The organism is Pseudomonas sp. A-1 (genome assembly GCF_004801855.1).
Classification (GTDB): Bacteria; Pseudomonadota; Gammaproteobacteria; order Pseudomonadales; family Pseudomonadaceae; genus Geopseudomonas.
In genome coordinates this window covers 1-12,607 of sequence record NZ_SSTC01000100.1, presented here as the reverse complement: position 1 = coordinate 12,607, position 12,607 = coordinate 1, and the positions used below count along the sequence as shown (strand labels likewise).

Genomic DNA, 12,607 nt, shown 5'->3' with positions numbered 1-12,607 from the left:
CGGCCCTGGCCGCCTCGACTGGCCACGCAGCCTGCAGCACGGCCGGCCGCGCTCGCGCGCCGAGCTGCACTACCGCAGCCGGCTGGCCAGCGCGCCGGCGCTGTGGCTGATCGTCGTCGACGCCTCGGCCTCGACCCGCCGCCATGGTGCGTTGCGCCGCGCCAAGGGCCTGCTCGCCGAACTGCTCGACCAGGCGCGCCGCCGCCGTGTGGCATTGGCCCTGCTGCAGGCAGACGGCGCAAAACCGCGCTGGTTCTGCCAGGGCCAGCGTGCCCCGCAGGCCGCGCGGCACTGGCTGGAACAGCTCGGCGCCGGCGGCGGCACCCCATTGCCCGCCGCGCTGGCCGAGGCCGGCGAATGGCTGCAGCGCCGGCAACGCCGCCATCCCGGCGAACGCCAGCAGCTCTGGCTGCTCACCGACGGCCGCCTGCGCGAGCTGCCGGCGCTGGCGCCCGCCGCCTGCCCGGCGCTGCTGATCGACATCGAGAGCGGCCCGCTGCGCCTCGGCCGCGCCCGCGCACTGGCGCAGGCCTTGGGCGCCGAGTACCGGCATATCGACGAGATTCCGCTGGCGTGAGCGGCGCGGAAGGGAAGGCCCAGGGTAGGGTGGACAACGGCGCAGCCTTGTCCACCGTGGCGTCCGGCGGTGGGCAATCGCTGCGCGAGTTGCCGATTGCCCTACGCCACGCCCGTCAGCGCCGTAGGGTAGAAAAGTCGCGCAGCGATTTTCTACCGATCTCCATCCCCGACCGCCCGCGTCTGGGCGACTTCAGATCCGGCACGGCGGCCCAGCGCCGCCGCGCCCCACGAGTCCGGTTCCGTCGCGTCGCGGCGGAGACAACAGGGAAACGGGTGAGCCCGCTTGCGGGCGATTCCCGTGCTGCCCCCGCAACTGTAAGCGGCGAGCCCCGGCGCACGATGCCACTGGTCTGCGGACCGGGAAGGCGCGCCGGGGCGACGACCCGCCAGCCAGGAGACCTGCCGGCACCACCGGCCGCTTCAGCGGCCACTCGACCCACGCATCCCTCGGAGGGAGTCCGATGCATATCGAACCCGGCGCGCTGAACGCCGCCAAAGTGCTCTACGGCCACGCGGCCGCCATCGCCACCTTGCTGATCTACGCCCCGCGCTGGATCGGCCGCCTCGACCAGGTCGCCAAGACCCTGCTGGCGGCGGTGTTCTTCTCGCTGTTCATGCAGGCCTACCACGTCCCGGCCGGAGTCTCCGAGCTGCACTTCATCGGCGCCTCGGCGATCTACTTCGTCTTCGGCTTCCTGCCCACCCTGTTCGGCTTCGCCCTCGGCCTGCTGCTGCAGGGGCTGGTGTTCGACCCGCAGGATCTGGTGCACCTGGGCGTCAACGCGCTGTCCTTGATGCTGCCGCTGATCGCCGCCCACGGCCTGTTCGGTCGCCGCCTGTTCGACAGCCAGTCGCGCCGTCTGGACTGGCAATCCGTGGTGCGCTTCGATGCCGTCTACTACGGCGGCGTGGTAGCCATGGTCGGCTTCTGGCTGTCCATCGGCGAGGAGCCGCTGCCGTTGGACAACTGGCTGCTGTTCGCTGCCGCCTACGCGCCGCTGGTGCTCTGCGAGCCGCTGTTCACCTGCCTGGTGGTGCGCATGCTCAAGCGCTGGCCGGACTCCGCGGTGCTGCGGCGGCTGACCTGCGTGGGCAACCTGCGCGTCGCCTGATCGCCGCCGGTACTGAAGAACGCCCGCGGCCGGTGACGGTCGGCGGGCGTTTTTGCTGGCGCAGCGCGCCGGCTCGCGCACCAGCGTCTCGACCAGCTCCGCCGCCGGCATAGCCCGCGCCAGCGGTGGCTAGGCCTCACCACCATCGGCGATGTGCAGGGCACGGGCGATCCTTTTCCGCAGCTCTGCCACTTCCTCGATATGCCGGTTTGCCGACCTCACGCTCTGCGCAAAGCTGGCCAGCTTCAGGTGTTCCCCCTGCGGGCCGCTCAGATGGAGGGAACGCGCGGCATAGCTGTCGATCTGGCTGTAAACGCGCGAGAACCCGGCCAGATCGACGACCTTTTGCCGCCTGAAGGAGCCGAACCCCGGGTATGAAAAGACCAGTCGCCTGGAATGCGGATAGATAGTGATCCTGCTGGGCCCGAGCACGAGCGGCAGGTTGAACAGCAAGGCCAGCGCGACACCTGGCCAAAGGCCGTACCACTTCCAGGCCGGCATGAAGACGATCGCGGTCAGAACCGCCTGGATGAACCAGCTCCGCGAGCGGGCAGGGAGGCTGATCGCAGCCTCGGCTTCAACGGTCCCCTTCAAGTCGTTTCCCCCTCTCCCTGAGTGAATGGCCGGCCCGGTTTCCCGTGCCGGCTGCGATCCCGCGATCAGCGGGGCGCGGCACCGACCCCATCGGCAGTGCCCGAGCCTTATACATCGAGCCACCGAGGCGTTCGGTGCAGCAGCGCACGAGGCGTGCCCACGGTTTCCCGCCGGCAGCCCAGGCTGGAGCCAGCTGTCCGTGACGCAAGATAACGGGCAGGCCGGATTGCAGTGCAACGGCATTGGATGGGCAGCAAAGTGCCGATTCAGAGCTGCGTACAGGCATAAATAGGTATTTAAATGCCTTTTTGTGCCTTGGGCATGGGCAGAATAGGTACTATGATGCCTATCCATCATCTCCCCAAAGACACGGTGTGCGACGCCAGCCATCACATGGAAACCCTCACCCTTCAGGTCCATCTCGACGGTCAGTGGCACGATGCGATGCGGCTGTGCTTCGACGCGCCCGCCGACGGCTTGCGCAGCCGCTGCAGCGCCCGCTACGAGGCCGACTATCTGGTCGCCCACCTCGACGACCTGGGCACGCCGAAAGCCCCGGCGGTGAGCGCCGCCTTGCCCCTGGGCTGGGACGACTACCGGGGCATCGCGCCGGCCTTCCTGCACGACATCATCCCCGCCGGCGCCGCGCGGCGGCTCATCCTCGCGCGGATGGCGCTGCCCCTCGATGCGCCGGAAGAGTTCTTCCTGCTGCAGCGCTGCACCCTGGCGCCGGTCGGCAACCTGCGGGTCAAGGAGTCCGTCGCCGCCCCCTGCGTAGCGGCCGGCTTCCCCCGCGAGGAAGTGATCCGCCGCGACATCCGCTTCCTCGATTACGCCTACGAGCGCGGCGCGGCCGTCGGCGGCGCCACGGGAGCGGGCGGCGAGGCGCCCAAGCTGCTGCTGGCCGAGGATGCCGCCGGCGACCTCTACCCGGACGCCAGCCTGCCCGACGCCGAGGTGCGCCGGCACTGGTTCGTCAAGTTCCCGCGCAACGCCGCGACGGCCACCGACCGGGACATCCTGCGCAGCGAATACTGCTACTACCATGCGCTCAACCGTCTGGGCATCGAGACGATTGCCGCCGAAGGGCTGGCCTTCGAGGAAGCGGAAAAGCCCAGCCTGTGGATGCAGCGCTTCGACCGCCGGATCGGCCCGCACGGGGTCGAGCGCATCGCCGTCGAATCCGCCTACTCGCTGTGCGGCGTGACCCGGCCGGGCAGCCGCCTGGAGCACGTCGAGGTGGTCGCCCGCCTGGCGCAGACCTGGAACGCCGTCGGTCAGGGCGCGGAGGTTCCCGCCCTGGTCGCCGAATACCTGCGCCGCGACCTGCTCAACCAGATCCTCGGCAACACCGACAATCACGGGCGCAACTTCTCCATCCTGCGCAGCCGCGAGCGCATCGACCTGGCGCCGATCTACGATCTGGCACCGATGGCCATGGACCCCGAAGGCGTGGTGCGCACGACCCGCTGGCCCGACGGCATCGAACGCTTGGAGGGCACCGACTGGCGCGCCGCCTGCCACGCCCTGGCGCGCTGGGCCGACCCCGAAGTCTCGTTCGAGCGCCTGCGCGCCGACGCCCGCCAGCTGCTGGCCCTGCCGGACCTGCTGCATGAACTGGGCCTGCCCGAGGCGACCTGGCAGGCACCGACCATCCCGCTCGACCGCCTGGAAACCACCCTGCGCCGCTGGGGGCTGCTATGAAGAAACCGCAGGAAGACCGCGGCGCGGTACTCGACGACATCCGCCAGCAACTGGCCGACGGCACCCTGAGCTTCGGCGGCGCCATCCGCCAGCTACGCCTGCGCGTCACCGGCCTGAATCAGACCGACTTCGCGCGCATGTGCAAGCTGTCGCTGCGCACCCTGCGCCAGCTCGAACAGGATGCCGGCAACCCCACGGTGGCGACGCTGGACAGCGTGTTCAGGCTGTTCGGGATGCGGGTGGGGGTTGTGGTGGGGAGGCTGAGGGATATGGAGCGCTCCTGACCTGCGCTCCGCGCTTGAAGTGATGATGGCTCCCACGCTCTGCGTGGGAGTTTCTCACTGGACGCTCCGCGTCCGTCTCTGTGACACAGAGCGTCACTGGCTGCGTTCCCACGCGGAGCGTGGGAACGATCAAAAGGGTGTTTAGCTCATAACTTTATTCCAATCGATATCGTAGCCGGCCGCTTTCAACTCGCGGGCGATTGCAGTTTTCCATTCGCCTGCCATTTCAGTCCAAACCACGCCGGCAAAGTCTGTAGGTATTTCTACTTTTCCAGACCTCAGAGCGCAGACTTTGTGACGACCCAGTACTCCCATAAAGTATCCAAGCTCCAGTAGGACATTCTGTCTCACGCGAGGCTCCATCTGGCCGCCTGCCTTACCGCCAACATCGTCGGGTGTTAGCAGCACAACAGCCATTCCTACGTCGGAGTGGTGCTCGATTTTCTCGATGATCGTGCGTCCCCCGTTAGCCTGCTCGTGAAGAATGATTACTTGAAGGCCAAGCTTTTCGAGGAAACGCGCAACGGTTTCGCGGACAGCTTCATCATGTCCGTGTACGAGAAATACGCGTGAAGAATGAGTTGCCAGGTGAGCTTTCGTAGCAGGGGTGGCAATGCTGGGATCCAGGTCTTCAAGGTCTGCTTTCAATGCATTGATCGCTTGGCCCAGTAACGCTTTAGCTTCTTCAATCTTTTCTTTCGTTCGCGCTTTGTAGTTGGGCTCAGGCATCCCCGATACCCAAACCATTACATGGTAATGCAGCTGGTACGCCTCTTTGTAACGATTGGCTGCGGTAGTGTTTACTCCGAAGCACCGCTCCAACGTATCCTCAATACTTCGCTCTAGAACTTGGAGTTCTGGAGAGGTCCCACTTTTAAGTGTGTTGAAATCAAACGCATCGAGGTCCGTGATTCGTTGCTCAAGCCGGTCGATTCCTTTCTGTAACTGCTCTGCTGTCAAGTGAACTTTCGGTTGAACGGTCGGGGGTGGCGACTTCCGAGCCATAGCTAGTCCTTAGTGTGTGGCGATGTGCTCATCATGCCATTACGGGAGGCTGGTACAAAACTGTGTAGCGGCACCGAGCGCGCATTTTTCCCGCATGTTGTGACCAGATGGCTGAGGTGGGAAGTTTGATCTTGCCCAGCCCCAGTGGACACCCCGTTAAGCGATACACTGCATGAGGTGAACCATGGCAAGATCAGCAAACCTGATGAAGCAAATCCGCACCCGCCATTCCCAAGCCTACAAGGACGAAGCGCTGGCTTTGGCCGAGCGAATCGGTGTCAGCACGTAGGGTAGAAAACCGCGCAGCGTTTTCTACCAGCCCATGCCCCGCAGTACCCGGTGGAAAAGACCTGCGGTCGTTTTCCCCCCTACGCGGTATGGCACATCGGTCAGCCCCGCCACCCATCCTCAACCAATCCCGCCATCAGCTCCTCGCCGCTGGCAAACTCCCGCTCCACCCCCGGCAACTCCGGCCTCCTCAGCACCAACACCGGAATCCCCCGCTCGCGGGCGGCCTGCAACTTGTGCTCGGTGGCCTGGCTGCCGCTGTTCTTGCTGATCAGCACGTCGCAGTCGATGCGCTCCATGAGCGCGCGTTCGTCGTCGAGGGCGAAGGGGCCGCGGGCGCCGAGGATTTCCGCGCGCGGTACGGGCGGCTGGGCGGTGAGGCAGCGCACGGTCCAGTGCTGGTAGGCGGGGATTTCTTCCAGGTGCTCCAGCGGTTCGCGGCCGAGGGTGAACAGCGGGCGGCGGAACGGGGCGAGGATGGTGGTTAGCTCTGCCCAGTCTGCGACCTCGCGCCAGTCGTCGCCGGGGCCGGGCTGCCAGCCGGGGCGGCGCAGAGCCCAGCAGGGGATGCCGGCGAGCAGGGCGGCTTGGGCGGCGTTGCGGCTGATCTGCGCGGCGTAGGGGTGGGTGGCGTCGATCAGCAGGCCGATGCCTTCGGCCGCGATGAAGCGCGCCAGCCCCTCGGCGCCGCCGTAGCCGCCGACGCGCACCTGGCAGGGCAGGTCGGTCGGCACCTTGCCGAGGCCGGCGAGGCTGTAGATGGCATCGCTCGGCAACTGGCGGGCGATGGCCAGCGCCTCGCCGATGCCGCCGAGCAGCAGGATGCGTCTGTTCACGATGCGGACTCCAGCGCCCGGCCGACGAAGCGGCCCTGGCGGTCGATGGCGAAGACTTCCAGGCGCACCTGCGCCGGGACTATCGAGCGGGCGAAGGCCAGCGCGCGGGCGCACACCGCATCGCCCAGGGCAATGCCGGCGGCGCTGGCCAGGGCCAGTGCCTGCTGGCTGGTGTTGGCGGCGCGCATGGCGTCCTGCAGCTCAGTGTCGGCGCCCAGTTCGGCGGCCCAGTCGGCCAGTTGCGGCAGGTCGATGCTGGAGCGGCGGCTGTGCAGGTCGAGGTGGCCGGCAGCCAGCTTGCTGATCTTGCCGAAGCCGCCGCACAGGGTCAGGCGCGCCACCGGGGCGCGGCGCAGGTGCTTGAGCACGGCGCCGGCGAAGTCGCCCATCTCGATCAGCGCGCTGTCGTCGAGGCCGTAGTGGCCGCGCATGGCGTCCTCGCTGGCGTTGCCGGTGCAGGCGGCCAGATGCTGCAGGCCGTTGGCGCGGGCCACGTCGATGGCCTGGCGGATGGAGGCGATATAGGCCGAGCAGGAGAACGGGCGGACGATGCCGGTAGTGCCGAGGATGGAGATGCCGCCGAGGATGCCCAGGCGCGGATTCATGGTCTTCAGCGCGATTTCCGCGCCGTTCGCCACGCAGACGGTGACCTCGAAGCCGCCGGCATAGCCGCATTCGGCGGCGAGACGGGCGAGGTGCTCGCTCATCATTTGTCGCGGCACCGGGTTGATCGCCGGCTCGCGGACCGCCAGCACCAGCCCCGGACGGGTGACGGTGCCGACGCCGGGCCCTGCGTGGAAGCGCACGCCGGGACGCGGATCGAGCGCCACGCGGGCGCTGATCAGCGCGCCGTGGGTGGCGTCGGGGTCGTCGCCGCCGTCCTTGAGCGTGCCGGCCTCGGCGCCGCCGGCGCATGGCCGGCAGAACTCCAGGCGCATGCTGACCCGCTGGCCCTTGGGCAGGACGATCTCCACCGCGTCGCAGGCGTCGCCGCCCAGCAGCAGGCGCGCGGCGGCCAGGCTGGTGGCGGTGGCGCAGCTGCCGGTGGTCAGGCCGGTGCGCAGCGGGCGCGGCTGTTCCGGGGTTTCCTCACGCATCGCCGGCCTCGCCGGGCTTGCGCACGCAGAGCAGGGTGATCGGCAGCGCCTGGCGCCAGGTGTCGAAGTTGCCCAGCGGCTTGGCGTGGGCGATGTGCAGGCGCAGCAGCTCGCCGCCGTGGCGGGCGTGCCAGTCGATAAGCCGCGCCTCGCTCTGCAGGGTGACGGCGTTGGCGATCAGCCGTCCCCCCGGCTTGAGCGCCGCCCAGCAGTCTTCCAGCACGCCGGGCACGGTGACGCCGCCGCCGATGAACACCGCCTCCGGCGCCGGCAGGCCGGCCAGCGCCTGCGGCGCGCTGCCGGCGACCAGCTGCAGGTGCGGCACGCCGAGGGCGTCGCGGTTGTGGCGGATGTGCGCCTGGCGGCCCTCGTCGGCCTCCAGGGCGATGGCGCGGCACTGCGGATGGGCGCGCAGCCACTCGATGCCGATGGAGCCGCAGCCGGCGCCGACGTCCCACAGCAGCTCGCCGGGCAGCGGGGCGAGGCGGGCGAGGGTGACGGCGCGCACGTCGCGCTTGGTCAGCTGGCCGTCGTGGCGGTAGGCCTCGTCGGGCAGGCCGACGGTGGACGGCAGCGGCTGCGCGCCGGCTTCCGCCCGGCAGTCGATGGCCAGCAGGTTGAGGGCGGCGCCGGGCGGCAGGCTCCAGTCGGCGGCGAGGCCGTCGAGGCGCCGTTCGTGCGGGCCGCCGAGGTGCTCCAGCAGGCTGAGGCGGCTGAGGCCGAAGCCGCGCTCGCGCAGCAGTTCGGCGACCTGCGCCGGGGTGGCGGCGCCTTCGCTGAGCACCAGCAGGCGCGCGCCGGGCTGCAGGTGGCGGTTCAGCGCGGCCAGCGGGCGGGCGACCAGCGAGACCACCGTGCAGTCCTGCAGCGCCCAGCCCAGGCGCGCGGCGGCCAGGGACACCGAGGAGGGCGACGGCAGCACGCGCAGCTCCCCGGCCGGCAGCGCGCGCGCCAGGCTGGCGCCGACGCCGTAGAACATCGGGTCGCCGCTGGCCAGCACGCAGGTAGGCGTGCCGCGCCGGGCCAGCACGGCGGCGAGGTCGAACGGACTGGGCCAGCACGCGCGCGTGGCACCCACGCAGCGTGGCAGCAGGGCCAGCTGGCGTTCGGCGCCGACGATGTGCGCGGCGCCGAGCAGGGCGCGGCGGGCGCTCTTGCCGAGGCCGGCGAAGCCGTCTTCGCCGATGCCCACTACGGTCAGCCAGGGCGTCATCGGGGTTCCTTGTGTGATGGGCGGATGTCTCCGCCGGAATGCCGCGCCCTGGCGAATGAATTCGCCTCTACGGTGGTCTGTGAGGGCAATGGCGGCGAAAGCCGGGCATAATAGCGCGTTCGTCGGTGCCCGTTCAGGGCCGAAGAGGGAACACGGAAGAGCATCGCTCCGACCGTGGCTGCCCCCGCAACTGTCAGCAGCGAGTCCGCGTCACAGGCCACTGGGCAACCGGGAAGGCGACGCCGGGCGACGACCTGCCAGCCAGGAGACCTGCCGGCGAGAGGAGTCGCGAGTGCCAACGTCGGGCGGGGTGTACCGATGCTGCAAGCGCGCCGGCCTGCGGGCCGGCGCGGGGTTTCGCCTGCGGGCGGGATCGCAGGGGTCGCCGCGACGGACAATCCGGTGACCTTTCGTGAAGCATCCTCTTCGCGCGGCTGCGCCGCGCCCTTCCGCCTGTCCGGGCCTGCTGCGCATCGTCGCCGCCCGCGACGGCGGCATCTGCCGCATCAAGCTGCCCGGTGGGCGGCTCACCGCCCGCCAGGCGCGGGCCATCGCCGTTGCCGCCGAGGCGTGTGCCGGCGGCGTGCTGGAAGCCACCAACCGCGCCAACCTGCAGATCCGCGGCGTGCGCGCCGGGTGCGAGGACGCGCTGATCGAGCGCCTGCTGGCCGCCGGCCTGGGCGCCGCCAGCGCCGCCGGCGACGACGTGCGCAACCTGATGCTCAGCCCCGCCGCCGGCCACGATCCCCACACCCTGCTCGATACCCGCCCGCTGGCCGCCGCGCTGCTCGCCCGACTGGAGCGAGAACCGCGCTGGCACGCGCTGTCGCCCAAGTTCGCCGTGCAGCTCGATGGCGGCGAGGCGCTGGCGATGCTCGACCACCCCCACGACCTGTGGCTGTCGGCCCTGCCGGGTGAGGACGGGCCGCGCTACGCCTTCGGCCTGGCCGGCTGCCCGCCGCAGCGTGCCGGAGACGAACCCGCACTGGCCTCGATTCCGGCGGCGCAGGCCGGCGCGCTGGTGTTCGCGCTGCTGGAGCTGTTCCTCGACCGCGCCGGCGCCGAGCAGACGCGCATGCGCCACCTGCTGCAGAGCCTGCCGGCGCCGGCCGTCCTCGCTGCGCTGCGCGCACGCCATCCGGTGCTGGAGCTGCGCCGCGACGCCGCGCTTCTCTCCTGGCGCCGCGCGCCGGCCGAACCGCAGCGGCGCTTCGGCGTGCAGGCGCAGCGCCAGGCCGGGCTCTGCCAGGTCGGCGCGCAGAGCGTGCTGGGCCGCCTTCGCGGCGGGCAGCTGCGTCGTCTGGCCGAGCTGGCCGAGCGCTTTGGCGATGCCAGCCTGCGCCTGACGCCCTGGCAGGGCGTGCTGCTGCCCAACATTCCCGCCGCCGACGCGACCGGTGTCTTGGGCGAGCTGGCGAGCCTCGGCCTGCTGGTCGACCCGGCCGCGCCGCTGGCCCGGCTGGTCGCCTGCACCGGCAGCCAGGGCTGCGCCCGTGCGCTGGCCGACACCAAGGCCGATGCCCTGCGCCTGGCCGCCTTGCTGCCGCCCGCAGCCGGCGCGGCGGACATCCACCTGAGCGGCTGCCCGCGCAGCTGCGCCGCTGCGCATGTCGCGGCCTTCACCCTGCTGGCCACGGCGCCGGCGCGCTACCAGTTGCTGCAGCGTACGCCCGGCGGCGCCGGCTTCGGCCGCGTGCTGGCCGAGAATCTGAACATCGAGCAGGCCGCCGCACGGCTGGCCGCATCCCCCTCATCCCCGGAGTCCCCATGATCGACTACATCCGCGATGGTCAGGAGATCTATCGCCAATCCTTCGCCACCATCCGCGCCGAGGCTGATCTGGCGGCGATCCCCGCCGATCTGGAAAAGCTCGCCGTGCGCGTGATCCACGCCTGCGGCATGGTCGACGTGGTCGACGAGCTGCGCTTCTCTCCGGGCGCCGGTAGCGCCGGGCGCGCCGCGCTGGCCGCCGGCGCACCGATCCTCTGCGATGCGCGGATGGTCGCCGAGGGCATCACCCGCGCGCGCCTGCCGGCCGGCAACCCGGTCATCTGCACCCTAAACGATCCGGAAATCCCCGCGCTGGCCCGCGAGCGGGGCAACACCCGCTCGGCGGTGGCCCTGGAGCACTGGCGAGACCATCTGGAAGGCAGCGTGGTGGTGATCGGCAACGCGCCCACCGCGCTGTTCTACCTGCTGGAAATGCTCGATGCCGGCGCGCCGAAACCGGCATTGATCCTCGGTTTCCCGGTCGGTTTTATCGGCGCCGCCGAGTCCAAGGACATGCTGGCCGCCGACAGTCGCGGCGTGCCCTACGTGATCGTCCGCGGCCGGCGCGGCGGCAGCGCCATGGCCGCCGCGGCGGTCAACGCGCTGGCCACGGAGGTGGAATGATGAGCAAGGGACGACTGCTGGGCCTGAGCGTCGGGCCGGGCGATGCCGAGCTGATCACCGTCAAGGCGCTGCGCCTGCTGCGCGGCGCGCCGGTGGTGGCCTATTTCGTCGCCAAGGCCAAGGCCAGCAAGGGGCAGGGCGGCAACGCCTTCGGGGTGATCGAGGAATACCTGCGCGACGACCAGCTGCGCCTGCCGCTGGTCTATCCGGTGACCACCGAGAAGCTGGCGCCGCCGCTCTCCTACGAGGAGGTGATCGCCGACTTCTACGACACTGCCGCCGCGCAGGTCGCCGCGCACCTGGACGCCGGCCGCGACGTGGCGGTGATCTGCGAGGGCGATGCGTTCTTCTTCGGCTCCTACATGTACCTGCACGACCGCCTGGCCGAGCGCTACGCCACCGAGGTGGTGCCCGGCGTCTGCTCGATGCTCGGCGCCGCCGCTGCACTGGGTTCGCCGCTGGTCTACCGCAACCAGAGCCTGCTGGTGCTTTCTGGCGTGCTGTCCGAGGAGGAATTGCATGAGCGCCTGTCCGGCGCCGAGGCGGCGGTGGTGATGAAGCTCGGCCGTAATTTCGACAAGGTGCGCCGGGTGCTGGAGCGCCTCGGCATGGCCGAGCGCGCCCTGTACATCGAGCGGGCGACCATGGCCGAGCAGCGCAGCCTGCCGTTGGCCGAGGTCGACCCGATGGCCTCGCCGTACTTCTCCCTGATCCTGGTTCCCGGCCCGAGGTGGCAAGGCTGATGCACAAGACTCCCGCAATCGTGATCCTCGGCGCCGCCAGCCTGGCCACGGCGCGGCGCATCCAGGCTCGCTACCCGCAGGCGCCGGTCTACGCCCTGCAGGGCCGCGTCGAGGCGGACATCGCCTACGAAGACTTCGGCGCCACCCTGCGCGCGCTGTACCAGAGCGGCACGCCGATCGTCGCGCTGTGCGCCGCCGGCATCGTGATCCGCAGCCTGGCGCCGGTCTTGGCCGACAAGGAGCAGGAGCCGCCGGTGTTGGCGGTGGCCGAGGACGCCAGCGCGGTGGTGCCGCTGCTCGGCGGGCTGGCCGGGGTCAACCATATCGCCCGGGAGATCGCGGCGATCTTCGGCATCGAGGCGGCGATCACCACCGCAGGCGAGCTGCGCTTCGGTACCTGCCTGCTCAACCCGCCGGACGGCTACGCACTGGCCGACGTGGAGGAGGGCAAGCGTTTCGTCGCCGACCTGCTCGGCGGCGAGACGGTGCGCGTGGAAGGCGAGGCGCCCTGGCTGGCCGCTGCACGCCTGCCGCTGGACGAGGACGCCGGGCGGCGCATCCGGGTGAGCTGCGTGCGCACAGCGGCGAGCGACGAGCTGCTGATCCACCCGCGCGCGCTGGTGCTGGCGGTCGACGCCGGCGAGGCCGATCTGGCCGACAAGGTGCGCGCCACGCTGGCCGCCCACGGGCTGGCCGAGGCGGCACTGGCCGGGCTGCTGGCGCCGCTGGAGCGGATGAGCGACGGCGCGCTGGGCGCG

Annotated in this window: 12 protein-coding genes, 1 pseudogene and 2 riboswitches; of the genes and pseudogenes, 8 read left to right on the top strand and 5 right to left on the bottom strand. The window is 70.2% G+C overall.

Going from position 1 to position 12,607, the window contains the following annotated elements:
* Positions 1 to 577, top strand: a 577-nt coding sequence (locus E5198_RS18050; RefSeq protein ID WP_256659188.1) for a VWA domain-containing protein, incomplete at its 5' end; no start/stop codon positions are given.
* A 235-nt stretch (positions 578 to 812) separates the two neighbouring features.
* A riboswitch (cobalamin riboswitch) is annotated at positions 813 to 985 on the top strand.
* A 55-nt stretch (positions 986 to 1,040) separates the two neighbouring features.
* Positions 1,041 to 1,691, top strand: a complete 651-nt coding sequence (locus E5198_RS18045) for an energy-coupling factor ABC transporter permease (RefSeq protein WP_136491339.1) — start codon at positions 1,041 to 1,043, stop codon at positions 1,689 to 1,691.
* 129 nt (positions 1,692 to 1,820) lie between these two features.
* On the opposite strand, the gene E5198_RS18040 is transcribed toward E5198_RS18045, so the two are convergent.
* Positions 1,821 to 2,285, bottom strand: coding sequence for a hypothetical protein (locus tag E5198_RS18040; protein WP_136491338.1), 465 nt, complete (start codon positions 2,283 to 2,285; stop codon positions 1,821 to 1,823).
* A gap of 393 nt (positions 2,286 to 2,678) precedes the next feature.
* On the opposite strand from E5198_RS18040, the gene E5198_RS18035 reads away from it, so the two are divergent.
* Together E5198_RS18035 and E5198_RS18030 are read left to right on the top strand one after the other, a co-directional pair.
* Positions 2,679 to 3,989 (top strand): type II toxin-antitoxin system HipA family toxin, encoded by a 1,311-nt coding sequence (locus E5198_RS18035; protein WP_136491342.1) that lies wholly within the window; start codon positions 2,679 to 2,681, stop codon positions 3,987 to 3,989.
* Positions 3,986 to 4,273, top strand: coding sequence for a helix-turn-helix domain-containing protein (locus tag E5198_RS18030; RefSeq protein WP_136491337.1), 288 nt, complete (start codon positions 3,986 to 3,988; stop codon positions 4,271 to 4,273). Before E5198_RS18035 ends, E5198_RS18030 begins: the two co-directional genes overlap by 4 nt.
* A gap of 141 nt (positions 4,274 to 4,414) precedes the next feature.
* Here E5198_RS18030 and E5198_RS21630 read toward each other — a convergent pair whose 3' ends face one another.
* From E5198_RS21630 to cbiE, 4 genes are all read right to left on the bottom strand, one after another.
* Complete coding sequence (locus tag E5198_RS21630) at positions 4,415 to 5,233, bottom strand: TIR domain-containing protein (RefSeq protein ID WP_256659187.1); 819 nt, start codon at positions 5,231 to 5,233, stop codon at positions 4,415 to 4,417.
* 434 nt (positions 5,234 to 5,667) lie between these two features.
* Entirely contained in the window at positions 5,668 to 6,405 is a 738-nt protein-coding gene (locus tag E5198_RS18015) for a cobalt-precorrin-6A reductase (protein WP_136491340.1), read from the bottom strand.
* The gene (locus tag E5198_RS18010; protein WP_136491335.1) at positions 6,399 to 7,499 is read right to left on the bottom strand and encodes a cobalt-precorrin-5B (C(1))-methyltransferase; all 1,101 of its coding nucleotides are present in this window, start codon (positions 7,497 to 7,499) and stop codon (positions 6,399 to 6,401) included. The genes E5198_RS18015 and E5198_RS18010 overlap by 7 nt, the downstream gene beginning before the upstream one ends.
* Positions 7,492 to 8,712, bottom strand: a complete 1,221-nt coding sequence (cbiE, locus tag E5198_RS18005) for a precorrin-6y C5,15-methyltransferase (decarboxylating) subunit CbiE (protein WP_136491334.1) — start codon at positions 8,710 to 8,712, stop codon at positions 7,492 to 7,494. Before cbiE ends, E5198_RS18010 begins: the two co-directional genes overlap by 8 nt.
* A 106-nt stretch (positions 8,713 to 8,818) precedes the next feature.
* Positions 8,819 to 9,005: riboswitch (cobalamin riboswitch) on the top strand.
* Between the two features lie 119 nt (positions 9,006 to 9,124).
* Between cbiE and cobG the strand changes: the two genes are divergently transcribed.
* The 4 genes and pseudogenes from cobG to E5198_RS17985 all read left to right on the top strand — a co-directional run.
* Complete coding sequence (cobG, locus tag E5198_RS18000) at positions 9,125 to 10,483, top strand: precorrin-3B synthase (protein WP_136491333.1); 1,359 nt, start codon at positions 9,125 to 9,127, stop codon at positions 10,481 to 10,483.
* Positions 10,480 to 11,106, top strand: coding sequence for a precorrin-8X methylmutase (locus E5198_RS17995; RefSeq protein WP_136491332.1), 627 nt, complete (start codon positions 10,480 to 10,482; stop codon positions 11,104 to 11,106). Before cobG ends, E5198_RS17995 begins: the two co-directional genes overlap by 4 nt.
* Positions 11,103 to 11,849 carry a precorrin-2 C(20)-methyltransferase gene (locus E5198_RS17990; RefSeq protein WP_168772554.1) on the top strand — a complete coding sequence of 249 codons (747 nt, stop codon included), beginning with the start codon at positions 11,103 to 11,105 and terminating at the stop codon, positions 11,847 to 11,849. Before E5198_RS17995 ends, E5198_RS17990 begins: the two co-directional genes overlap by 4 nt.
* Positions 11,849 to 12,607 (top strand): annotated as a pseudogene (locus E5198_RS17985) (cobalt-precorrin 5A hydrolase); the annotation flags it as partial. The gene E5198_RS17990 and the pseudogene E5198_RS17985, both read left to right, overlap by 1 nt.

Excerpts from the sequence above, each read along its gene's own strand:
- E5198_RS17995 (WP_136491332.1), top strand. The coding sequence starts at position 10,480 with ATGATCGACTACATCCGCGATGGTCAGGAGATCTATCGCCAATCCTTC.
- E5198_RS18010 (WP_136491335.1), bottom strand. The coding sequence starts at position 7,499 with ATGCGTGAGGAAACCCCGGAACAGCCGCGCCCGCTGCGCACCGGCCTG.
- E5198_RS18035 (WP_136491342.1), top strand. The coding sequence starts at position 2,679 with ATGGAAACCCTCACCCTTCAGGTCCATCTCGACGGTCAGTGGCACGAT.
- E5198_RS17990 (WP_168772554.1), top strand. The coding sequence starts at position 11,103 with ATGATGAGCAAGGGACGACTGCTGGGCCTGAGCGTCGGGCCGGGCGAT.
- E5198_RS18045 (WP_136491339.1), top strand. The coding sequence starts at position 1,041 with ATGCATATCGAACCCGGCGCGCTGAACGCCGCCAAAGTGCTCTACGGC.
- E5198_RS18030 (WP_136491337.1), top strand. The coding sequence starts at position 3,986 with ATGAAGAAACCGCAGGAAGACCGCGGCGCGGTACTCGACGACATCCGC.
- cbiE (WP_136491334.1), bottom strand. The coding sequence starts at position 8,712 with ATGACGCCCTGGCTGACCGTAGTGGGCATCGGCGAAGACGGCTTCGCC.